Annotated in this window: 21 protein-coding genes; all 21 read left to right on the forward strand. The window is 69.0% G+C overall.

Annotation, left to right across the window (positions count from 1 at the left end; all coding sequences use genetic code 11):
* Positions 1–253: 253 nt before the first annotated feature.
* The 21 genes from hslV to infB all read left to right on the forward strand — a co-directional run bounded on the left by hslV (position 254) and on the right by infB (position 22,796).
* Entirely contained in the window at positions 254–811 is a 558-nt protein-coding gene (gene hslV, locus ABL312_RS19005; RefSeq protein WP_349358968.1) for an ATP-dependent protease subunit HslV, read from the forward strand.
* A complete protein-coding gene (locus ABL312_RS19010) occupies positions 801–1,919 on the forward strand; it encodes a hypothetical protein (protein ID WP_349358970.1) in 1,119 nt (372 codons plus the stop codon). Before hslV ends, ABL312_RS19010 begins: the two co-directional genes overlap by 11 nt.
* Before the next feature lie 31 nt (positions 1,920–1,950).
* Positions 1,951–3,255, forward strand: a complete 1,305-nt coding sequence (hslU, locus tag ABL312_RS19015) for an ATP-dependent protease ATPase subunit HslU (RefSeq protein ID WP_349358971.1) — start codon at positions 1,951–1,953, stop codon at positions 3,253–3,255.
* A 251-nt stretch (positions 3,256–3,506) separates the two neighbouring features.
* A complete protein-coding gene (locus tag ABL312_RS19020) occupies positions 3,507–4,001 on the forward strand; it encodes a universal stress protein (protein WP_349358972.1) in 495 nt (164 codons plus the stop codon).
* 374 nt (positions 4,002–4,375) lie between these two features.
* The gene (locus ABL312_RS19025) at positions 4,376–4,930 is read left to right on the forward strand and encodes a NifU family protein (RefSeq protein ID WP_349358973.1); all 555 of its coding nucleotides are present in this window, start codon (positions 4,376–4,378) and stop codon (positions 4,928–4,930) included.
* Positions 4,931–5,135: 205 nt separating this feature from the next.
* A complete protein-coding gene (gene tsaB / locus ABL312_RS19030) occupies positions 5,136–5,825 on the forward strand; it encodes a tRNA (adenosine(37)-N6)-threonylcarbamoyltransferase complex dimerization subunit type 1 TsaB (RefSeq protein ID WP_349358974.1) in 690 nt (229 codons plus the stop codon).
* The gene (locus ABL312_RS19035) at positions 5,822–6,310 is read left to right on the forward strand and encodes a GNAT family N-acetyltransferase (RefSeq protein ID WP_349358975.1); all 489 of its coding nucleotides are present in this window, start codon (positions 5,822–5,824) and stop codon (positions 6,308–6,310) included. The genes tsaB and ABL312_RS19035 overlap by 4 nt, the downstream gene beginning before the upstream one ends.
* 101 nt (positions 6,311–6,411) lie before the next feature.
* Positions 6,412–6,852, forward strand: a complete 441-nt coding sequence (locus tag ABL312_RS19040; protein WP_349358976.1) for a Fur family transcriptional regulator — start codon at positions 6,412–6,414, stop codon at positions 6,850–6,852.
* A 1-nt stretch (position 6,853) separates the two neighbouring features.
* Positions 6,854–7,747, forward strand: a complete 894-nt coding sequence (locus ABL312_RS19045; protein WP_349358977.1) for a lysophospholipid acyltransferase family protein — start codon at positions 6,854–6,856, stop codon at positions 7,745–7,747.
* A gap of 139 nt (positions 7,748–7,886) precedes the next feature.
* Positions 7,887–9,320: a tRNA (N6-isopentenyl adenosine(37)-C2)-methylthiotransferase MiaB gene (gene miaB, locus ABL312_RS19050; protein ID WP_374730153.1), complete on the forward strand. Its 1,434-nt coding sequence runs from the start codon at positions 7,887–7,889 to the stop codon at positions 9,318–9,320.
* Between the two features lie 121 nt (positions 9,321–9,441).
* The gene (locus ABL312_RS19055) at positions 9,442–10,479 is read left to right on the forward strand and encodes a PhoH family protein (RefSeq protein ID WP_349358978.1); all 1,038 of its coding nucleotides are present in this window, start codon (positions 9,442–9,444) and stop codon (positions 10,477–10,479) included.
* A gap of 11 nt (positions 10,480–10,490) precedes the next feature.
* Entirely contained in the window at positions 10,491–10,991 is a 501-nt protein-coding gene (gene ybeY / locus ABL312_RS19060; protein ID WP_349361463.1) for an rRNA maturation RNase YbeY, read from the forward strand.
* Between the two features lie 134 nt (positions 10,992–11,125).
* Positions 11,126–12,340 (forward strand): hemolysin family protein, encoded by a 1,215-nt coding sequence (locus tag ABL312_RS19065; protein WP_349358979.1) that lies wholly within the window; start codon positions 11,126–11,128, stop codon positions 12,338–12,340.
* A 180-nt stretch (positions 12,341–12,520) separates the two neighbouring features.
* Entirely contained in the window at positions 12,521–14,167 is a 1,647-nt protein-coding gene (lnt, locus tag ABL312_RS19070; protein ID WP_349358980.1) for an apolipoprotein N-acyltransferase, read from the forward strand.
* Positions 14,168–14,372: 205 nt separating this feature from the next.
* A complete protein-coding gene (locus ABL312_RS19075) occupies positions 14,373–14,780 on the forward strand; it encodes a helix-turn-helix transcriptional regulator (RefSeq protein ID WP_349361464.1) in 408 nt (135 codons plus the stop codon).
* A gap of 125 nt (positions 14,781–14,905) precedes the next feature.
* The gene (metK, locus tag ABL312_RS19080) at positions 14,906–16,078 is read left to right on the forward strand and encodes a methionine adenosyltransferase (protein WP_349358981.1); all 1,173 of its coding nucleotides are present in this window, start codon (positions 14,906–14,908) and stop codon (positions 16,076–16,078) included.
* Between the two features lie 77 nt (positions 16,079–16,155).
* The gene (trmB, locus tag ABL312_RS19085) at positions 16,156–16,842 is read left to right on the forward strand and encodes a tRNA (guanosine(46)-N7)-methyltransferase TrmB (RefSeq protein ID WP_349358982.1); all 687 of its coding nucleotides are present in this window, start codon (positions 16,156–16,158) and stop codon (positions 16,840–16,842) included.
* A 225-nt stretch (positions 16,843–17,067) separates the two neighbouring features.
* Positions 17,068–17,664: a ribosome maturation factor RimP gene (gene rimP / locus ABL312_RS19090; RefSeq protein WP_349358983.1), complete on the forward strand. Its 597-nt coding sequence runs from the start codon at positions 17,068–17,070 to the stop codon at positions 17,662–17,664.
* Between the two features lie 133 nt (positions 17,665–17,797).
* On the forward strand, positions 17,798–19,459 hold the full coding sequence (nusA, locus tag ABL312_RS19095) for a transcription termination factor NusA (RefSeq protein WP_349358984.1): 1,662 nt from the start codon (positions 17,798–17,800) through the stop codon (positions 19,457–19,459).
* An 84-nt stretch (positions 19,460–19,543) separates the two neighbouring features.
* Positions 19,544–20,155: an RNA-binding protein gene (locus tag ABL312_RS19100; RefSeq protein WP_349358985.1), complete on the forward strand. Its 612-nt coding sequence runs from the start codon at positions 19,544–19,546 to the stop codon at positions 20,153–20,155.
* A 7-nt stretch (positions 20,156–20,162) separates the two neighbouring features.
* On the forward strand, positions 20,163–22,796 hold the full coding sequence (gene infB, locus ABL312_RS19105) for a translation initiation factor IF-2 (protein WP_349358986.1): 2,634 nt from the start codon (positions 20,163–20,165) through the stop codon (positions 22,794–22,796).
* Positions 22,797–22,915: the final 119 nt, after the last annotated feature.

Here is a 22,915-nt window from a genome sequence, read left to right on the forward strand (position 1 = left end):
GCAGGGGCTTCATCGTCGCGGCCTGACCTGCGGTCTCTTCGCGATCGTGGAGATCCTCATCGCGACCCGCGCGGCGAAGCGGCACCTCCCCGAGAGGCGACGCTCCCGGTTTGCAAACCCTTCCATGCGGCTTACATAGGCAGGGCGCGGCCCGCGCGGGGCAGGGCGCGGCCCGCGCGAGGGGCGAGACGCGGCGCGGGCCGGTCCCGCGCGGCGCCGGATTTTCACCGAGGCGGACAGGAAAGAGTGCAGGATGCGCGTTGCGGATGATCCCACCGGCTGGCATGGAACGACGATCCTGAGCGTGCGCAAGGGCGGACGCGTGGTGATCGCCGGCGACGGCCAGGTGTCGCTCGGCCAGACCGTCATCAAGAGTTCCGCCCGCAAGGTCCGTCCGCTCGCCAAGGGCGACGTGATCGGCGGCTTCGCGGGCGCGACGGCGGATGCCTTCACCCTGTTCGAGCGGCTGGAGGCCAAGCTGGAGCAGTATCCAGGACAGTTGATGCGCTCCTGCGTGGAGCTTGCCAAGGACTGGCGCACGGACCGCTACCTGCGCCGGCTGGAGGCGATGATGCTGGTGGCCGACCGCTCGGTCTCGCTCGTGCTCACCGGCACCGGCGATGTGCTGGAGCCGGAAGGCGGCGTGATGGGCATCGGCTCGGGCGGCAATTATGCGCTGGCCGCCGCGCGCGCCCTGATGGACACTGACATGGAAGCCGAGGCGATCGCGCGCAAGGCGATGGCGATCGCCGGCGAGATCTGCGTCTACACCAACGACCGCCTGACCATCGAGAGCCTCGATGCGGACTGAGCGCGATGGCCATGGCGGCGATGCTACGCCGCTCGACACGGCGCGGCTGAAGGCGGCCGTGGACGCCGGCATCCTCAGCGACGCGCAGGCGCACCGGCTGACGGCCTTCTGGAGCGCGCCCGACACCCCCGGCGGCCTGCCGTCCGAGACCGCGGCGGACGCGATGTCGCGGCCGGACGCGGAAGAGGTGCGCTTCGCCCGCGGCTTTCACGATGTCTTCGTGGTGATCGGCCTGGTGCTGTTTCTGTTCGGCCTCGGCTTCGCCGTCGGTCAAATGGGCTCGACGGCGCTCACCGCCGCAACTCTTGCCCTCGCGATCTGGGGGCTGTCGGAGTATTTCGCGAAGCGGTTGCGGCTGGCCCTGCCCTCCTTCGTGTTGACGGTGGCCTTTGCGCCGACCTTCCTGTTTGCCTGCCTCGCGCTGGTCTCGGGCGACGAGACGCTCGGGGATCTGTTTACGCAGACCGCTCCGCCGCCGGGGCTCATCATTCCGGTGACCTTCGTCGGCATCGCCGGCGGCGCGCTGCACTACTGGCGCTTCCGGGTGCCGGTGGGCATCGCGGTGGTGGCCGCGACGCTGGTGTTTCTCGCCGCGCTGCTGGTGGAAGTCGCCGTGCCGGGCCTGCTCGACCGGCATCTGCCCTGGTTCACGCTCGCCGCCGGACTGGCCGCCTTCGCCGCCGCCATGCGCTATGACGCGCGCGATCCCGCACGCGAGACGGTGGCGAGCGACAAGGGCTTCTGGCTGCATCTGCTGGCCGCGCCGCTGATTGTGCACTCGGTGCTGGCGCTGACGGTCTCGGGGCTCGACGAGCTCGCTACGGGCGATGCGCTCGTGGTCATCGCGCTGTTCGTCGGGCTGTCGCTGGTCGCGGTGCTGGTCGACCGCCGTGCGCTCCTCGTGTCGGGGCTCGGGACCTTCGGGATCGCGGTCGGCAATCTGGTTGCCCAGGCCAACCTGTCCGGCGAGACCGCGCTCGCCGTCACGCTTCTGATCCTCGGCGCCTTCGTTCTCCTGCTCGGGTCCGGCTGGCGCCGGGTGCGGCGTCTCGTCGGCCGGCCCTTCGCCGGCGGCGCGCTCGCGCCCTTCGTGCCCGCCTTCGACTGACGTTCCGCAAGCCGCAAACAAGGGTTTTGCCATGTCCACCCTCTCTCCCCGCGAGATCGTTTCCGAACTCGACCGCCACATCATCGGCCAGAAGGACGCCAAGCGCGCGGTGGCCATCGCGCTGCGCAACCGCTGGCGCCGGCAGCAGCTCGAGGAGGGCCTGCGCGAGGAGGTGATGCCCAAGAACATCCTGATGATCGGCCCGACCGGCGTCGGCAAGACGGAGATCTCGCGCCGGCTGGCGAAACTCGCCAATGCGCCCTTCGTCAAGGTCGAGGCGACCAAGTTCACCGAGGTCGGCTATGTCGGGCGCGACGTGGAGCAGATCGTGCGCGATCTGGTGGAATCGGGCATCGCGCTGGTGCGCGCGGCCAAGCGCAAGTCGGTCGAGGCCAAGGCGCATCTGCAGTCCGAGGACCGCGTGCTCGATGCGCTGGTCGGCAAGAACGCCAGTCCGTCGACCCGCGACAGCTTCCGCAAGAAGCTGCGCGACGGCGATCTCGACGACAAGGAAATCGAGATCGAGGTGCGCGCCCAGCCGCAGATGCCGAGCTTCGACATGCCGGGCATGCCCGGCGGCAGCGTTGGGGTGATGAACCTCTCCGACATGCTCGGCAAGGCCTTCGGCGGAGCGACCAGGACCCGCCGGGTCACCGTGCGCGAAAGCTACGACATCCTGCTGGAGCAGGAGGCCGACACACTGCTGGACGAGGACCGCATCGTGGACGAGGCCATCGATCTGGTGGAAAACGCCGGCATCGTCTTCCTTGACGAGGTCGACAAGATCTGCGCCCGCGCCGAGCGCAGCGGCGGCGACGTGTCGCGCGAGGGCGTGCAGCGCGATCTGCTGCCGCTGATCGAGGGCACGGTGGTGTCCACCAAGCACGGGCCGGTGAAGACCGACCACATCCTGTTCATCGCCTCCGGCGCCTTTCACGTGGCCAAACCGTCCGATCTCCTGCCGGAGCTCCAGGGCCGGTTGCCGATCCGCGTCGAGCTCAAGGCGCTCACCAAGGACGATTTCCGCGCCATCCTCACCGACACGGAAGCGAGCCTGATGCGCCAGTACACCGCGCTTCTGGGCACGGAGGAGATCGAGCTGGAGTTCACCGACGCGGCCATCGACGAGATCGCCCAGATCGCGGTGGACCTGAACGCGACCATCGAGAACATCGGCGCAAGGCGCCTGCAGACGGTGATGGAACGCGTGCTCGACGAGGTGTCCTTCGCCGCGCCCGACATGGGCGAAAAGCGCGTCGTGATCGACGCCGATTACGTGCGCGAGAACATCGGCGAACTGGCCAAGAACATCGACCTGTCGCGCTTCATCCTGTGAGGCGTCGCCCGTGAGACGCGCCCCGTGATTCGCGCGTCCGTTCCGCCCGGTCTCGCGACACCCGATCTCGCGACACCCGGCCTCGAGACGCCCGGTCTTGCGATGCCCGATCCGGCAGGGGCGATCCGGGCGTCGGGTGGCGGTGTGTCGCGCTTGGCGCGTGATTCGAAGCCTTGCGCAACCCCAAATAAGGCCTTGGGCGTGGCAGCATGTCGCTTGCCGGGCGCGCGAGGCGGTGGCAGCATGCGCGCATGGTAGCCATACGCAAGAGTTTCGAAGAAGGGCATCGGCGCAAGTTCCTGGTCGTCGTGGACGAGACGGCGGAATGCGATCGGGCCATCGTCTACGCGGCCAAGCGCGCGGCGCGCACGGGCGGGGTCGTGATCCTGCTCTATGTGATCGCGCCGGGCGACTTCCAGCACTGGCTCGGCGTGGAGAACATCATGCGCGCCGAGGCTCGCGAGGAAGCCGAAAGCTGCCTGGCGCGCGCCGCCGACCGGGTCCGCTCCGTCGCGCGCACCGAACCGGAATGCGTGGTGCGCGAGGGCAATCGCTCCGACGAGATCCTCGCGTTGATCGACGAGGACGCCGACATCGCCATTCTCGTGCTCGCCGCCGGGACCGGGTCGGAAGGTCCGGGGCCGCTCGTCTCGGCGATCGCCGGCAAGGGGGCGGCGAGCTTTCCCATCCCCGTCACCATCGTGCCTGCCAGCCTCGACGACGATTCGATCGCCGCGCTCGCCTGAGCGCGGGCAGCGATCCGCCGGCCGCACGGCTAGCGTAAAAGCGGGTGCAGGGCGCGCGATCGCCGGAAAAAAAAGCCGGCGGGAAATGCACTCTGGAACGATTCCAATCTGGCGCTTACGGGATCGCACCTATATACTTGGGGACAACCGGGCATCGATCCGAGGGCGTATGAAGCCCTTGCGGCCGGTGCCCCCGACACGGATCCGGCGCTTGCGGGGTCGACAGCCGCGTCCGGCTTGGACGGCCGGGCGGGTGGGGACCACAGGCACCGTGCGGACCACATGAGACACGTGCGCGACCGTGCACCGCCGTCCGCTGAAAGCGCGGTCGGACGACAAGGGCACGAAAAGGCACGACAAGGGAAAGAGCGACCATGTTCATTCAGACCGAGGCCACGCCGAATCCGGCCACCTTGAAGTTCCTGCCCGGGCGGATCGTTCTGCCCGAGGGGACGATGGATTTCCGCAAGGCGGAGGACGCCGCCGCGTCGCCGCTGGCGGAGAAGCTGTTCGAGGTCGAGGGGATCGAAGGCATCTTCTTCGGCCATGACTTCATCTCCGTGACCAAGGGCGATGCCGACTGGCAGCACATCAAGCCGGCGGTGCTCGGCGCCATCATGGAGCATTTCATGTCCGGCGCGCCGGTCATGAAGTCCGAGATGACGGCCGAGGCCGACGAGGAGTTTTTCGAGGATGGCGACGCGGCGACGGTCGACACCATCAAGGAACTGATCGACACGCGCGTCCGCCCGGCGGTGGCCCAGGACGGCGGCGACATCACCTTCCGCGGTTTCCGCGACGGCGTGGTGTATCTGTCGATGCGCGGGGCCTGCTCCGGCTGTCCGTCCTCCACCGCGACGCTCAAACACGGCATCCAGAACCTTCTGCGCCATTTCGTGCCGGAAGTGGAGGAAGTGCGCGCGATGTAAGCGCGCCTGGCCGACACATCTGCGCGCGGCCCGGCCGATCTCGGGCCGGGCCGTTGTTTATGGGGTCGCCCGCGGCTCCCGTCTTGGTCTCCACGGGCGCGCGCGGCAAGCGCCGGCCGGGGAGGCCGGTCAGCCATCGGCCGGAGACGGCCAGTTAGCAAATGGTCGGGTCGACGGATCGGATCGGGCCCGGTTTACTCCTTCCATGCGCCTTCTTGCCATCGATACCGCGCTCGACGCCTGTTCCGTTGCCGTTCTCGACGGTGAAGGGGAAACCGCGCGTCTCGTCAGCGCCAGCGACGTGCTCAAGCGCGGCCATGCCGAGCGCCTCATGGGCATGATCGGCGAGGTCACGGCCGAGGCGAGCCTCGCCTTTTCCGACCTTGAACGCATCGCCGTGACGACCGGGCCGGGCAGTTTCACCGGTCTGCGCGTCGGTCTGGCGGCCGCGCGCGGCATCGCGCTGGTGGTCCGCGTGCCGGCGGTCGGCGTGTCGACGCTGGCGGCCCTGGCCGAACAGGCGCGCGCGGATCGGCCCGGCGCGGGGGCAGCGGTGCCCGTCTGGGCGGCGATCGCCGCCAAGGGCGCGGATGTCTACGTGCAGGGGTTCGCGGCGGACGGCCGTGCGCTGGAGGCGCCGCGCGTGGCGCTCGCGGGCGATCTTCACGCCGCCCTGCCCGAGGGCGCGGCGTTGGCCGGCAGCGGCGCGGCGAAGATCCTCGCCGCCGGAACGCGTGACGACTTCCGCGTTTTGCATGAGGCCGGCTGGCCGGATATCGCCGCCGTGGCGCGGTTGGGCGCGACCGCCGTTCCCGGCGAGGCGCGTCCCGAGCCGCTTTATCTGCGTCCGCCGGACGCCGCGCCCGCCAAGCGCGACGAGAGGCTGCTTGCATGACGCTCTGGTGGTTCTGGGGCGCGCCGCCGGTGGTCGAGGAGGCGGTGGCCGAGGACATCCCCGCGCTCGCGGATCTGCACGACCGGGCCTTCGCGGTCGGCTGGAGCGCCGACGAGCTGCTGTCGCTCGCCAACCAGCGCGGGGTGATCGTGCTTCAGGTGCGCCGCGCCAACGCCCTGGGGACGCGCGCCCCGCTCGGCTTCGTCATTGCCCGCGTGGCCGCCGACGAGGCGGAAATCCTGACCATCGCCGTCGATCCGGCACACCGGGCGCGCGGGCTCGGCGCGCGGCTGATGCGCGCGGTGATGAGCCGGCTTTACGCGGAGCGCGTGGCGGCGCTGTTCCTCGAGGTGGATGCCGCCAATGCGCCGGCCGTCGCGCTCTATCGCCGTCTCGGCTTCAAGACCGTGGGGACGCGGCGCGGCTATTATCGCGACAGCGCCGGCGACGGCGGTGCGCTTGTCATGCGCATCGATCTGGCGTAATCGGGCGGCGGATGAGCGGCGGGCCGGAACCGGGAGCGCCGTGACCGGATACGCCGGAACGAAACGCGCGGGAACGGGATGTTCGGGAAAGGGCAGGCGCGATGACCGACGCCGCGAATTCGCAGTCTCTGGAAGCGCAATGCGTCGCCAAGGGCATGCGCATGACCGACCAGCGGCGCGTGATCGCGCGGGTCATCGAGGGCGCCACCGATCATCCGGACGTGGAAGAGCTCTACCGCCGGGCGGTGGCGGAAGATCCGCGGATCTCGATCTCCACCGTCTATCGCACGGTCAAGCTGTTCGAGGACGCCGGCATCATCGAGCGCCACGACTTTCGCGACGGCCGCGCGCGCTACGAAACCGTCCCGGACGAACACCACGACCATCTGATCGACCTGAAGAGCGGGCGCGTGATCGAGTTCCGCAACGAGGAGATCGAGCACCTGCAGGAAGCCATCGCCGCGCGTCTCGGCTATCGTCTGGTCGATCACCGGCTGGAGCTCTACGCCGTGCCGCTGGATCCCGACGGGACGGAGGAGTGAGATGCCCCGCGTGCGGGCCGCCCTGGTGCTTGGCGCGCTGACCCTCGTCACCCTGCCGATGATCCCGGTCCAGTGGCTGGCGATGCGCGCGCCGGGCGGGGTCAAACGGCATTTGCCCGTCGTCTGGCACCGGATCGCCTGTGGTCTCGTCGGCATCCGCGTGCGCGAGGTCGGGCGCCCGGCGCGCGAGCGCCCGCTGCTGATCGCGGCCAATCACGTGTCCTGGCTCGACATCACGGTGCTCGGCAGCCGGATGCCGCTCAGTTTCGTGGCCAAGTCGGAGGTGGCCTCCTGGCCGGTCTTCGGTCTCTTCGCCAAGCTGCAGCGCTCGGTTTTCGTCGATCGCCAGCGGCGCAGCGCGACCGGCAAGACGGCCGCCGAACTGGGCACGCGGCTCGCCTCGGGCGATGCCATGGTGCTCTTCGCCGAGGGTACGTCCAACAGCGGCAACGAGGTGCTGCCCTTCCGCTCCGCGCTGATCGGCGCGGCCCGCCATGCGGTCGCCGGCGACGGCGAAGAGGTCTGCATCCAGCCGCTGGCGCTCGCCTACACGGGCCTGCACGGCCTGCCGATGGGCCGGCAGTTCCGCCCGCATGTCGCCTGGTACGGCGACATGGAGATGGTGCCGCATTTCATGAATGTCGTGCGCCAGGGTGCGGTCGATGTCACCGTGATCTGGGGCGAGCCGGTGCGGGTGCGCCCCGGCGAGGATCGCAAGACGCTGACCCGACGGCTGGAGACGGCGGTGCGCGACATGGCCGCGCGGGCCCTCGCGGGACGGCTGGAGGCGCCGGACGAGGCCGGAAGCGCGGGCGGACACGAGGGCGTGCATTCGGGTCGCGAATCGCCTGACGGTGCGGGACCGGCTATTCTCAAGCCGCGCGAAAACGGGTAAAGCAGGCCTTTCTTGCAAGGTGCGGTCCCAAGGCGTGCCGCCGCGGGGACTGGCGCGTCTTGCGCAAAGCGCCGCGATCGGACCCGAACGGACCACCACGAACACACAGTCACGGCCTCCGAGCCGGACCGGAGACAGCATGCGCGACGACAGTTCCCCCGCCGCCGAGCCCACCGCCGTCAAGACGCCGGAGGCGTCCGGCGCGACGCCGGACCGCCGGGTCTTCGTCAAGACCTACGGCTGCCAGATGAACGTCTACGACAGCGAGCGCATGACCGACGCGCTCGTGCCCGAAGGCTATCGCGCGACCGACACGCTCGAGGACGCGGATCTGATCCTCCTCAACACCTGCCATATCCGGGAGAAGGCGGCGGAGAAGGTCTATTCGGAGCTGGGACGCTTGCGGAAGCTCAAGCAGGAGCGGGCCGCCCATGGCCGCGACACGATGATCGGCGTGGCCGGCTGCGTGGCGCAGGCGGAGGGCGAGGAGATCGCCCGGCGCGCGCCGGTCGTCGATCTGGTGTTCGGGCCGCAGACCTATCACCGCCTGCCGGATCTGGTGCGCCGCGCCGCCGCCGGCGAAAGCGTGGTCGAGACGGAATTCGAGATCGAGGAAAAGTTCTCGCATCTCGCCGCGCCCTCGCCGGTGCAGGCGGCCAAGCGCACCGTCTCCGCCTTCCTGACGGTGCAGGAAGGCTGCGACAAGTTCTGCACCTTCTGCGTCGTGCCCTATACGCGCGGCGCGGAAGTCTCCCGCCCGGTCGACCAGATCGTCGCGGAGGCGGAGCGGCTGGCCGCGCGCGGCGTGCGCGAGGTGACTCTGCTCGGGCAGAACGTCAACGCCTGGCACGGCGCGGATGCCTCGGGCCGCGCCTGGGGGCTCGGGGAGTTGCTGTACCGGCTGGCCGAGATCCCCGGCCTCGACCGGCTGCGCTACACCACCAGCCATCCGCGCGACATGGACGACGGCCTGATCGCCGCCCATCGCGATCTGCCGCAGGTCATGCCCTATCTGCATCTTCCGGTGCAGTCGGGCTCCGACCGGATCCTCAAGGCGATGAACCGCCGCCACACGCGCGACGACTATTTCCGTCTGATCGACCGGATTCGGGAAGCCCGCCCCGATCTGGCGCTGTCGGGCGATTTCATCGTCGGTTTTCCCGGCGAGACCGACGCCGACTTTCGCGACACGATGGATCTGGTGGAACGCGTCGGCTACGCCTCGGCGTTTTCCTTCAAGTACAGCCCGCGTCCGGGCACGCCGGGGGCGGGGCTGCCGGATCAGGTCCCGGATGAGGCGATGAGCACCCGGCTTGCCGAATTGCAGGCGCTCATCACGCGCCAGCAGCGCGCCTTCAACGAAAGCCTGGTCGGCACCACCTGCGAGGTTCTGCTGGAAAAACCGGGGCGCGAGCCCGGTCAGGTCGCGGGACGCTCCCCCTGGTTGCAGCCGGTGCAGCTCGACCTTCCGCAAACGCGCATCGGCGAGATCGTGACGGTGGAAATCACGGGCACCGGCACGAATTCCCTGTTCGCACGCGCCGTGACAGGGCAGGATACCGAGGTCGCATGATCGGACTCGAGGCAGACCCCCGCGCGGGGGCAGGAGAGACAATGCCAGGAGTATCCGTTTGACCGGTGACAACCGGACATCCGCTCGGAGCGGTCATCGCGCCGCGGTTCCCGCCTCCGACATGACCCACGTCGTTCTGGCGTTCGACGACAACCGGCTCGTCGGCGACCTGTTCGGCCAGTTCGACCAAAACCTCGCGCTGATCGAGCAGCGGCTCGGCGTCGATGCGGTGGCGCGCGGCAATCAGGTGATCATCAAGGGGCGCCACGGCGCCTGCGAGCAGGCGCGCAAGGCGCTGGAGGCGCTGTACGCCCGTCTCCAGCAGGGCCACGAGGTGCATCCCGGCGACGTCGACGGCGCGCTGCGCATGGCGGCGGCCGAAGAGGCGCAGCTCGACCTGCCGACCATCGAGCCGCGTTCGCATCTGGCCTTCGCCCAGATCGCCACGCGGCGCAAGACCGTGCTGGCCCGCACGCCCGCGCAGGATGCCTATATCCGCGCGATGGATCGCGCCGACCTCATTTTCGGCGTTGGACCGGCGGGCACCGGCAAGACCTTCCTCGCGGTCGCCTATGCGGCCGCGCTGCTCGAGCGCGGCGACGTCGCCCGGCTGATCCTGTCGCGCCCGGCGGTCGAGGCGGGCGAGCGCCTCGGCTTCCTGCCCGGCGACATGAAGGAGAAGGTCGATCCCTATCTGCGCCCGCTCTACGACGGGCTCTATGAGATGATGCCGCCGGAAAAGGTCGAGCGCGGCCTGCAGTCCGGCATGATCGAGGTGGCGCCGCTCGCCTTCATGCGCGGGCGCACGCTGTCGAACGCCATCGTCATTCTGGACGAGGCGCAGAACACGACCTCGATGCAGATGAAGATGTTTCTCACGCGGCTCGGCGAGAACTCGCGCATGATCGTCACCGGCGATCCGAGCCAGGTCGACCTGCCGCCGGGCCAGACCTCTGGCCTGCGCGAGGCGCTGGGCCTGCTCACCGATGTGGAGGGCGTGGCGCGGGTGAATTTCACCGACGTCGATGTCGTGCGCCATGAGCTGGTCGCGCGCATCGTGCGCGCCTACGACGAGGCCGGCCGGGAGGCCGCCGCGCAGCCGGATGCGGCCCCGGTCCCGCCGCGCGGCACGCGCCGGGCGCAAGGGGCGGAGCGGTGAGCCGTCAGCCGATGCCGGAGATCGACCTCGCCGTCGAGGCCGGGGGATGGGGCGAGGAGGCAGACCTCGCCGCCCTTATCGCCCGCGCCGTGGAAACGGCCTGCGCCGTCGCCGAACCGGAGCTCGTGGCGGGCTCGGAACTGTCCGTGGTGCTTGCCGACGACGCGCGGGTGCGCGAGCTCAATCGCGACTGGCGCGGCAAGGACACGCCGACGAACGTCCTGTCCTTTCCCGGCGGCGACGAGGACGAGCCGCCCTACGGCCCGCTGCTCGGCGATCTCGTGCTGGCCCGCGAGACGGTCGCGCGCGAGGCCGACGCCATGGGAATTTGCTTTTTCGACCACCTGACGCATCTTGTGGTGCACGGATTCCTTCACCTTTTCGGGTACGATCACCAGATAGACGACGAAGCCGAGGACATGGAGGCGCTGGAACGGCGCATCCTGGCCCGCCTGGGGATCGCCGACCCGTATGTCGATCCGTTGGCGGCGTCCACCGACGGCCCCCGCTGACCCCGCGTCCCGAAAGGGGCGCGTCTTTTGACCCGACGTCCCGCGAGGGACGCGCCCGCCGATGGGGCGGCCCGCAAACAGGGCGCCCCCGATATGGAGAACGAGGCGTCCGGACCTCCGGACGCGGACAGACGATGAACGACGCAGAGGCCCGAAGTCCCCAGACCCCGGCGGTGCGCGATGGCGCCGCCGCTCCTTCCAAGCCGGACCAGCCCTCGCAGGACGAGGCGGCCGGCGAGCAACGGCGCTCCTTCCTGTCGTGGGGCGCCGAAACCCTGCGTCGCCTGACGGAGATCCGCAAGCCCGGCACGTCGTCGCTGCGGCAGAACCTGCAGGACGAGCTGGCCCGCGAGGCGGACGCCAGCGCCAGTTTCACCCCCGAGGAGCGGGTGCTCCTGTCCAACATCCTGCGTCTGCGCGAGGTGCGCGTCGAGGACGTGATGGTGCCGCGCGCCGACATCGACGCGGTTGAGGACACGGTGCCGCTCGGCCGGCTCATGGAGGTGTTTCAGGAGTCCGGTCATTCGCGCATGCCGGTCTATCACGACGGTCTCGACGACCCGCGCGGCATGGTGCACATCAAGGATCTGATGGCCTATTTCTCCGCCCGGGCGGCGGAAGCCCGGCCGGCCGAGGACACGGCCGGCGGCACGGATGCCGACGCGACCGCGCCGGACGCATCTGCCGCGCCGCAGGAGCGCAGCGGCAATGGCGGTCACGGCAACGGTCATGGAAGCGGTAACGGTAACGGCAATGGCAACGGCAGCAACCGGATCGCGACGCTGGACCTGTCCTGTGTCGACCTCACGCTGCCGCTGAGCGAAACCGACCTGATCCGCTCCGTCCTGTTCGTGCCGCCCTCCATGCCGGCGACCGACCTGATGGCCAAGATGCAGGCGGACCGCGTCCAGATGGCGCTGGTGATCGACGAATACGGCGGGACGGACGGTCTGGTGTCGCTGGAGGACGTGGTGGAAACCGTCGTCGGCGACATCGAGGACGAGCACGACGAGGACGAGGCGGCGATGCTCGAGCGGGTCGCCGACGGCGTCTGGGTCGCCGATCCGCGTGTGCCGGTGGAAGAGGTCGAGGAGGCGCTGGGGACCGATTTCGAGCTCGGCGACCTGGGCGAGGAGGTCGACACGCTCGGCGGTCTCGTCTTCTCGCTGGTCGGACGCGTGCCCGTGCGCGGCGAGCTGATCACGGCGCGGGATCTTCCGGGCTTCGAGTTCGAGGTGCTGGACGCCGATCCGCGCCGCATCCGTCGTCTGCGCATCCGCCGCAAGCGTTCCGATCCGCGCCTCGCCGATGCCCGCCGCCGTCTGCGGCGCCCCGATGCGACGGGCTGACGCAACGGCCCGGGCCACATTTCTCCCTGCGCGCAACCGTCCGACGGCCGGGGCTTGACCGTTCGCGGGCTTGCACGGATCGTCGGGCAGCGTCAGGCGATTCGCGCAGGGCTTGCATCGGCGTGCGGGCCGGTCGGGGCGACGCGCGACGGCGAAGACGGCGAACGGGGATGACGCGCGGTGCAGCGGATCGCACAGATCTTTCTTCTTGCCCATGGATGGCGCCTGTGGGGCCTCGCGGCCGCCAGCGGTGCGCTGAGCGCGCTGGCGTTGCCGCCCGTCGGCGCCTTTCCCGTCCTCGCGCTGACCTTGCCCGCGCTGGTGTGGATGCTCGACGGGGCGGTGCCCGATAGCGCTCGGCCGCGCGCCCGCCTGCGACCGGGTCTCGCGATCGGCTTCTGGTTCGGCTTCGCCTATCATCTCGCCGGCCTGTGGTGGATCGGCCGTGCCTTTCTGGTGGAGGCGGATCTTTTCGCCTGGATGATGCCCTTCGCCGTCCTGCTGCTTCCGGCGGGACTTGCGCTGTTCACCGCGCTGGGCGTCGGGCTGGCCGCGTTGCTGTGGCGCAACGACTGGGTGCGGCTCGGCCTGCTGGCGGTGGCGCTCGCCGGCGCCGACTGGCTGCGCGGCGTGGTGCTGACCGGCTTTCCCTGGAACACCTTCGCGCATGCGGTCGCCGGCGTGCCGGCGCTGATGCAGCCGGCGGCGCTTGTCGGGCTCTACGGTCTCGGCCTGATCGTGACGCTGGGCTTCACCGCGCTCGCCGGCCTCGCCGACGCAACGCGCGGCGGTCGGCGCATGGCCGTCGCCGGCCTGGCCCTGCTTGCGGTTGCCGCGGCCGGCGGCGCGCTGCGGCTGGCGCTCGCCGTGTCGCCGCCGCCCCAGCCGGTGGCCTTGCGCATCGTCCAGCCCTCGATCGCGCAGGAAGACAAGTGGCGGCCGGAAAACCGCGCCTCCGTCTTCGCCACCTATCTGGAGATGAGCGCGGCCGGTGCGGTCCCGGTGGACGCCGGCGGTGAGGCGGAGGGCGTCGCGGCCTCGCCCCTGCGCGGCTCCACGGCCGGGGCCGACGGGCCCGCGCGGCTCGTGATCTGGCCGGAGTCGGCCGTGCCCTTCCTGCTGACCGAGGCGCCGGACGCGCTTGCCGCCATCGCCGCCCTGCTCGGACCGCGCGATGCCCTGGTCACCGGTGCGGTGCGCGCCAGCGCCGACACGCAGGAGCGCACCTTCTACAACAGCGTCTTCGTGATCGACGGCGACGGCGCGGTGCGCGATGCCTACGACAAGGTGCGCCTCGTGCCCTTCGGCGAGTTCCTGCCCTTCGCCTCCGTGCTGGAGCGGATCGGCCTGACCAAGCTCGTCGCCCTGCCCGGCGTCTTCGAGGCCGGCTTCCGCCACCGGACGCTCTCCCCGCCCGCCGGCCCGAGCTTTCTGCCGCTGATCTGCTACGAGGCGATCTTCCCGCAAGCCGCGACGACGCGCGACCCGCGTCCCGGCTGGCTGCTCAATGTGACCAACGACGCCTGGTTCGGCGACACGCCGGGCCCCTACCAGCATTTCGCGCAAGCCCGCCTGCGGGCGGTGGAGCAGGGACTGCCGCTGGTGCGGGCGGCCAACACCGGCATTTCCGCCGTGGTCGATCCCTACGGTCGCGTTCTCGCCCGTCTCGCGCTTTGGGAGAAAGGCGTGATCGACGCGCCTCTGCCGGCCGCCATCGCCCCCACAGCTTATGCGCGATTCGGGTCTCTCGCCCCGGCGCTATTCTACTTCGGTATTCTTGGCGTGCTTGCGGTTTTGGGGTATCTGGGGAATGCGCGTAGAGATTGACGTCGACGCCACCGGCGCGGCATCATAACAACCGGTCTCGTCGAGATGGCTCGTCGGGTTGTAGCGCAATAAATCGGGAGCCGTGACAACTTCACGTCGTGAAAGGTTGAAGTGATTGAATTTCATGGCGTTGGCGTTGCACGATCAATCCCGAAATATAAACAAACTTGGTCACAGCAGCCGAAGAAATAGAAAGAAGACAAGAATGAGCAGCAAAAAAGCACCGAATCCCATCGACGTGCATGTTGGCAGCCGCGTGCGGCTTCGCCGGATGATGCTCGGCATGAGCCAGGAAAAACTTGGCGAGAGCCTCGGCATCACGTTTCAGCAGATTCAGAAATATGAGAAGGGCACCAACCGCATCGGCGCGAGCCGCCTTCAGCATATCGCCACGATCCTGAAGGTTCCGGTTGCGTTCTTCTTCGAGGATGCGCCCGGCACGCCGGAAGAGGCGAACGGTTTCGGCGAAGCCAAGCCGGCCTCCTATGTCGTCGACTTCCTGTCGTCGTCGGAAGGTCTGTCTCTCAACAAGGCTTTCGTGCGCATCGAGGATGCCAAGGTCCGCCGTCGTGTCGTCGATCTGGTGCGGGCGCTGGCGGGCGACGAAGCCTGAGCCGGCGGCGCCGATGCGCGCCGACTCCGCTTGACGAGCACTGACGTCCACTGGCATGTGTCTATCGCGGCGGCGGGGTTCCCCGCCGCCGTTTTCTGTCTACTCTTCCCAGAAGGACGTTCAACGTGGCGCGTCAAGATTATCTCTTCACTTCCGAGTCCGTCTCGGAAGGACATCCCGACAAGGTCTGCGACCGCATTTCCGATACGGTCGTCGACGCATTCCTCACCGAGATGCCGGAAGCCCGGGTCGCCTGCGAAACGCTGGCCACCACCAACCGCGTGGTGATCGCCGGTGAAACGCGCGGTCCGGCAACCCTGACCAACGAGTATATCGGCCACCTTGCCCGCATGGCGATCAAGGACATCGGCTATGAGCAGGACGGCTTCCACTGGGAGACGTGCGATATCGACGTACACCTGCACGCCCAGTCGGCGCATATCGCGCAGGGTGTCGATGCGGCCGACAACAAGGACGAGGGGGCCGGCGACCAGGGCATCATGTTCGGCTATGCCTGCCGCGAGACGCCGGAGCTGATGCCGGCGCCGATCTTCTATTCGCACAAGATCCTGCGGCTCCTGGCGGAAGCGCGCAAGAGCGGCAAGGAGCCGATGCTCGGCCCCGACGCCAAGAGCCAGGTGACGATCCGCTACGAGAACGGCCTGCCGGTCGGCGTGACCTCCATCGTGCTGTCGACCCAGCATCTGGATGAAAAGCTCACCTCGGCCGACATCCGCTCCATCGTGGAGCCCTACATCCGCACGGCCCTGCCCGGCGGCTGGGTGAACGACGAGACCGTCTGGCACGTCAATCCGACCGGTGCCTTCGTGATCGGCGGTCCGGACGGCGACTGCGGCCTCACGGGCCGCAAGATCATCGTCGACACTTACGGTGGCGCGGCCCCGCATGGCGGCGGCGCCTTCTCCGGCAAGGATCCGACCAAGGTCGACCGCTCGGCCGCCTATGCCGCGCGCTATCTGGCCAAGAACGTGGTGGCGGCCAATCTCGCCGATCGCTGCTCGATCCAGCTGTCCTACGCCATCGGCGTGTCCGAGCCGCTGTCGGTCTATGTCGACCTCTATGGCACCGGCAAGGTCGCGGAGGAGAAGCTTGAGCGCGCGCTGCGCGAGGTGATGCCGCTGACGCCGCGCGGCATCCGCGAGCATCTGCAGCTCAACAAGCCGATCTACGCGCGCACCGCCGCCTACGGTCACTTCGGCCGCGAGCCGGAGGACGACGGCGGGTTCTCCTGGGAGAAGATCGACCTGGTTCACGCGCTGCGCGACGCCGTCGGCTGATCCTTTTTCGCGAAGACGTGCGCGCGCCGCGACCTGCCGTCGCGGCGCGCTTGCGTTCAAGACGACAGACCCGAGACATGACCGATCACACCAAGGGTGCGTTTTTCGGCCGCCGCGTCGGCAAGCCGTTGCGCAAGGGGCGCCGGGATATCTTCGAACCGGCGCTTGCGCGTCTGCAGCCCGATCTCGCCACGCCCCCGCCCCGCGACCTGCGCGCCCTGTTCGCCGCGCCGGTCGAGACGGTGTGGATGGAGGTCGGCTTCGGCGGCGGCGAGCATCTGCTGCATGAGGCGCGTCGGCTCTCCGACGTCGGTTTCATCGGCGTCGAGCCCTTCATCAACGGTCTGGCCAAGGCGGTCGCCGCGGTCGATGAGGAGGATCTCGGCAACGTGCGTCTCTACGGCGACGATGCCATCAAGATCCTCGACTGGCTGCCGGACGGCACGCTCGACGGCCTCTATCAGCTCTACCCCGACCCCTGGCCGAAGCGCCGGCACTGGAAGCGGCGCTTCATCAATCCGGTCAATCTCGACCGCTACGCACGGGTTCTCAAGCCGGGCGGGGTCCTACGCTTCGCCAGCGACATCGAGAGCTATGTGGAGTGGACGCTTGCGCATCTGCGCGACCATCCCGCCTTCGAGTGGACGGCGCGCACGGCCGACGACTGGCGCCGACCCTGGCAGCCCTGGTCCGGCACGCGGTATGAGCGCAAGGCGCTGCGCGAGGGGCGTATCGGCTGCTATCTCGAGTTCCAGCGCAGCTAGGCGGATGGGGACGCGACGGCGGATGCGAATTGACTTGCGCTGCGCGGCCGGCGCGCTGTATAAGACGTCCAAATTCTCGAACGGCTCGGCTGAGCAGTATGAGAGTGGGCCCCGGCCGGGACCCGCTCTTTTTGTTTTGGGGCCGTCGTTGTTTCGGGCCATTGGCTGCGGACGCGCCGTTGGCCGGCCCGGACGCGGCCGGCGAAGACGAGAGGTGAAGCGGGCTTGCAGGATCTGACGAGGCGCATCGTCCGCGAGAGCGGGCTGGACGCGCGCATCGCCGCGCTGATCGAGCCGACGGTCGAGGACCTCGGCTTTCGCCTGGTGCGCGTCAAGATGTCGGGGCAGAATGGTCTGACGCTGCAGATCATGGCGGAGCGGCCCGACGGCACCATGACGGTCGACGACTGCGAGACGGTCAGCCGGGCGATCACGCCGATCCTCGATGTCGAGGATCCGATCGATCGCGAGTACAATCTCGAGATCTCCTCGCCGGGCATCGATCGGCCGCTGGTGCGTCCCCAGGATTTTCAGCGCTGGACCGGACATCTGGTCAAGCTGGAGCTGGCGGAGCCGCGCGACGGGCGCAAGCGGTTCCGCGGCGTGATCATGGGCGTGGAGGACGCGGATCTGGTGCTGCGCCTGGAGGATCTGCCCGACGACGGTGTGCCGGATATCCGCCTGCCGTTCGCCAGCATGGCCGAGGCGCGGCTGATCCTGACCGACACGCTGATCGAGGCGGCGCTCAAGGCCGAGAAGGCGGCGCGGCGCAAGGCCGCGGCGGGCGGGGCTCCGGGCGGGCCGGACACGGACATGCATTGACCGCATCCGGCGGCGCTGCCGCCGGGCGACACTGCAAGACGGAACCGCAGGGTCGGGCTGCGAGCAAGACAAGACTGCAAGACAAGACTGCGAGACAGGGCCGCGACGGGCGGCGCCAGAGGAGTGGATCGAGATGGCAATCAGTGCGAACCGGCTGGAGTTGCTGCAGATCGCGGATGCGGTCGCGCGCGAGAAGTCGATTGACCGCGGCATCGTGATCGCGGCGATGGAGGACGCGATCCAGAAGGCGGCGCGCTCGCGCTACGGGTCCGAGACGGAAGTGCGCGCCGAGATCAACGGTCGCACCGGCGACATCAAGTTGCAGCGTCTGCTTCTCGTGGTTGACGCGGTGGAGAACCCCTCCACGGAGATCCCCCTCGACGAGGCGCTGCGCCGCAATCCGGCCGCGCAGCTCGGCGACTTCATCGCCGAACCGCTGCCGCCGCTCGACTTCGGCCGCATCGCCGCCCAGTCGGCCAAGCAGGTGATCGTGCAGAAGGTGCGCGAGGCGGAGCGCGACCAGCAGTACGACGAGTTCAAGGATCGCATCGGCGAGATCGTCAATGGCGTGGTCAAGCGGGTCGAATACGGCAATGTGATCGTCGACCTGGGGCGCGGCGAGGCCATCGTGCGCCGCGACGAGCTGATCCCGCGCGAGATGTTCCGCAACGGCGACCGCATTCGCGCCTATATCTATGACGTGCGCCGCGAGCAGCGCGGGCCGCAGGTGTTCCTGTCGCGCACCCATCCGCAGTTCATGGCGAAGCTCTTCGCCCAGGAGGTGCCGGAGATCTACGACGGTGTCATCGAGATCAAGGCGGTCGCCCGCGATCCCGGCTCGCGCGCCAAGATCGCCGTGATCTCCAAGGATTCCTCCATCGATCCGGTCGGCGCCTGCGTCGGCATGCGCGGCAGCCGCGTCCAGGCCGTCGTCGGCGAGCTGCAGGGCGAGAAGATCGACATCATTCCGTGGAACCCGGACGCGGCGACCTTCATCGTCAACGCGCTGCAGCCGGCCGAGGTCAGCAAGGTGGTTCTCGACGAGGACGCGGAGCGCATCGAGGTCGTGGTACCCGACGAGCAGCTGTCGCTGGCCATCGGTCGGCGCGGTCAGAACGTGCGGCTCGCCTCGCAGCTCACCGGCTGGGCCATCGACATCATGACGGAGCACGACGAGTCGGAGCGCCGCCAGAAGGAATTCGCGGATCGCACGCAGCTCTTCATGGATGCGCTCAACGTGGACGAGGTCGTCGGCCAGTTGCTCGCCTCGGAAGGATTTGCGTCGGTGGAAGAAGTGGCGTATGTCGAACGCGACGAGGTCGCCTCGGTCGAAGGCTTCGACGAGGAGACTGCGGACGAGGTTCAGGCGCGCGCTCGCGAGTACCTGGAAGAGGTCGAGGCGCAGCTTGACGAGGAGCGCCGGGCCCTCGGCGTTGCCGACGCCCTGCGCGATATCCCGGGCATCACCACCGCGATGATGGTCGCGCTCGGCAAGGACGAGGTTCTCAGCGTCGAGGATCTGGCCGGCTGCGCCACCGACGATCTCGTCGGCTGGAGCGAGCGGGTCGACGGCGAGGTCAAGCGCCATGAGGGCGCGCTCAGCTCCTTCGAGGTGTCGCGCACGGAAGCCGAGGAGATGATCCTGGCGGCGCGTCTGGCGGCCGGCTGGATCACCGAGGCCGATCTGCAGCCTGCGGACGAGGCCGTCGAGGACGACGCGGCGGAGGCGGGCGGCGAGGATGCCGACGCCAATCCGCGCGGCGTTGTCGTGACGGGCGTCGTCCACGAGGTTTGAGCCGCCACCGCGCCACCGCGCGGGGGCTTAAGCGAAGGAACATCGGTGCCAAGACGGAACGAACCCCTGGAGCGGTGCTGCGCGTTGACCCGTTCGGTGCGTCCCGTCTCTCAGCTGATCCGTTTCGTCGCGGGCCCCGACGGGGTCGTCGTGCCCGACCTGAGGCGGCGACTGCCGGGGCGCGGCGTCTGGGTGACGGCCACGCGGGCCGCGGTCGCCGAGGCGCAGAAGAAACGGGTTTTCGCGCGCGGGCTGAAGGATGCGACCGCGCGCGTCGACGGCGATCTGGCGGCGCAGGTGGACGACCTCCTGTCGCGCGCGGCGCTCAACGCCCTGTCGCTGGCGCGCAAGGCCGGCGAGATCGTGGCGGGCTACGCCAAGGTCGAGGCGGCGCTCAAGGGCGGCTCCGTCATTGCGCTGGTCCAGGCCAGCGACGGCGGCGAGGATGGAACGAACAAGCTCGCGGCCTTGGCGCGGGCGCGGTTCGGCGATGACGGCGGGTGCCGGATCGTCCGGGCCTTCGAGTCGGCTCAATTGGATTTGGCATTGGGTCGGTCAAATGTGATACATGCTGCACTGCTTGCAGGCGGGGCGGCCCGGAATGCGCTGGATCGGATCGATGATCTCGCGCGCTACCGGGCGGGTTTCGAGGAAACGTCGAGTGGCGGTGTCGGCAATGCGGTGATCCAGGACTGAAGGCGATATGAGCGAAACGAAAAATCCGGGCGACAAGACAATCAGCGTTGAACGAAAGACCCTGGGCCTGAAGCGCTCCGGCGTGGAGCAGGGGACCGTGCGTCAGAGCTTCTCCCATGGCCGCACCAAGGCCGTCGTGGTCGAGAAGAAGAAGCGCCGTGTGGTCGTTCCGGGCCAGGAAGGCAAGCCGGAGGCGGAAGCCGAGGCGCCGGTCAAGCCGGCCCCGCGTCCGTCGCAGACCGAGCGCCAGCCGGAATCCCAGCGCGTCGCGCCGAAGCCCGACAGCGCCGCTCAGCGCCGGAACGCGCCGTCCGGGCAGCGCCAGCGTGGCGGCAACATCCTGCGCACCCTGACCGATGACGAGGCCGCGGCCCGTCAGGCCGCGCTGCGCGAAGCGCAGCAGCGCGAGGTCGAGGAGCAGAAGCGCCGCGTCGAGGAAGAGCGCCGCCGCGCCGAAGAGGAAGCCCGACGCAAGGTCGAGGAAGCCGAGCGCGCCAAGCGCGAGGCGGAAGAGGAAGCCCGCCGCGCGAAGGAGGCCGCCGAGGCCGCCGCCGCCGCGCCGGAACCCCAGCCCGAGCCCGAAGCCGCCCCCGAGACGGTCGCGCCGGCCGCCAGGGCCGCCCCTGCGGGCGATGCCGAGGCGCGCAAGCCGGCCGCCGCGGGCGATGCCGACGGCCGCAACAAGACCGTCAAGCCGGTGAAGCGGGCCAAGCCCGCGCCGACGCGCACGCCGAGCCGTGGTGGCGACGACCGTCGCCGTTCCAAGCTGACGATCGCCGCCGCGACGGGCGACGACGAGGGTCGCAGCCGTTCGCTCGCCTCGCTGCGCCGCCGCCGCGAGAAGGAAAAGCGCGCCGGCCAGCAGGTCGTGCGCGAGAAGATCTCGCGCGAGGTCGTGCTGCCCGAGGCGATCACCATCCAGGATCTCGCCAACCGCATGGCGGAGCGGGCCGTCGACGTCATCAAGCTGCTGATGAAGCAGGGCCAGATGCTCAAGATCAACGACGTGATCGACGCCGACACGGCGGAGCTGATCGCCGAGGAGATGGGCCATACGGTCAAGCGCGTGTCGGAGGCCGATGTCGAGGAAGGTCTGTTCTCGACCGAGGATCCGGCCGACACCCTGAAGCCCCGCGCGCCCGTCGTCACCATCATGGGTCACGTCGACCACGGCAAGACGTCGCTGCTCGACGCGCTGCGCAACACCAAGGTGGTGGCCGGCGAGGCCGGCGGCATCACCCAGCACATCGGCGCCTATCAGGTCGAGAAGGACGGCAACAAGATCACCTTCATCGACACGCCGGGCCACGCCGCCTTTACCCAGATGCGGGCCCGTGGCGCCAAGGCGACGGATATCGTCATTCTGGTGGTGGCCGCCGACGACGGCGTCATGCCGCAGACGAAGGAGGCGATCGCCCACGCCAAGGCGGCCGACGTGCCGATCATCGTGGCGATCAACAAGATCGACAAGCCGGCGGCCGATCCGACGCGCGTGCGCACGGAACTGCTGCAGGACGAGATCGTGGTCGAATCCATGGGCGGCGACGTCATCGAGGTCGAGGTGTCCGCGCTCAAGGGCACCAACCTCGACAAGCTGCTGGAGATGATCCTGCTGCAGGCCGAGGTTCTCGAACTCAAGGCCAATCCGGACCGCACGGCGGAAGGCATCGTCATCGAGGCGAAGCTCGACAAGGGCCGCGGCCCCGTCGCGACCGTCCTGGTCCAGAAGGGCACGCTCAACGTCGGCGACATTCTGGTGGCCGGCGCCGAGTGGGGCCGCGTGCGCGCCATGCTCGACGAGAACGGCCAGCAGGTGAAGGACGCCGATCCGTCCAAGCCGGTCGAGGTGCTCGGCTTCCAGGGCACGCCGGAGGCCGGCGACATGGTGGCCGTGGTCGAGAACGAGGCCCGCGCCCGCGAGATCGTGGAGTACCGTCAGCGCCAGAAGCGCGAGAAGGCCTCCGTGGTCCAGACCGGCGCGCGCGGCTCGCTCGAGCAGATGATGAACCGTCTCCAGGAGACCGGGCACCAGGAGTTCCCGCTGGTCATCAAGGGCGACGTGCAGGGCTCGGTCGAGGCGATCGGCGGCGCGCTGGACAAGCTCGGCACCGACGAGGTCAAGGCGCGCATCCTGCATGCCGGCGTTGGCGGTATCACCGAGAGCGACGTCACCCTGGCGGCGGCGTCCGGCGCTCCGATCATCGGCTTCAACGTGCGTGCCAACAAGCAGGCGCGCGAGGCGGCCGAGCGCGAAGGCATCGAGATCCGCTACTACAACATCATCTACGACCTGGTGGATGACGTGAAGGCGGCCATGTCGGGTCTGCTGTCGCCGGAACGCCGCGAGACCTTCCTTGGCAATGCGGAGATCCTCGAGATCTTCAACATCACCAAGGTCGGCAAGGTGGCCGGTTGCCGCGTGACCGAGGGCACCGTGGAACGCGGCGCGGAAGTGCGCCTGATCCGCGACGACGTCGTGATCCACGAGGGCAAGCTCGGTACGCTGAAGCGCTTCAAGGACGAGGTGAAGGAAGTTCAGTCGGGTCAGGAATGCGGCATGAACTTCGAGAACTATCAGGACATGCGCCCGGGCGACGTCATCGAGTGCTACCGGGTGGAAGAGGTGGCGCGGACGCTGTAAGCCCGTTGCCGACTGGGTGTCGCGCCGGCGGACCGTTTCGCCGGCGCCTGCCGTTCGGCGGCCGGTCGGCATGTCCCGGCCCGTCCGCCGGAACCGCGCCCGAGCAAGCTTGAGCCCGA

Source organism: Stappia sp. (assembly GCF_040110915.1).
Taxonomy (GTDB): domain Bacteria; phylum Pseudomonadota; class Alphaproteobacteria; order Rhizobiales; family Stappiaceae; genus Stappia.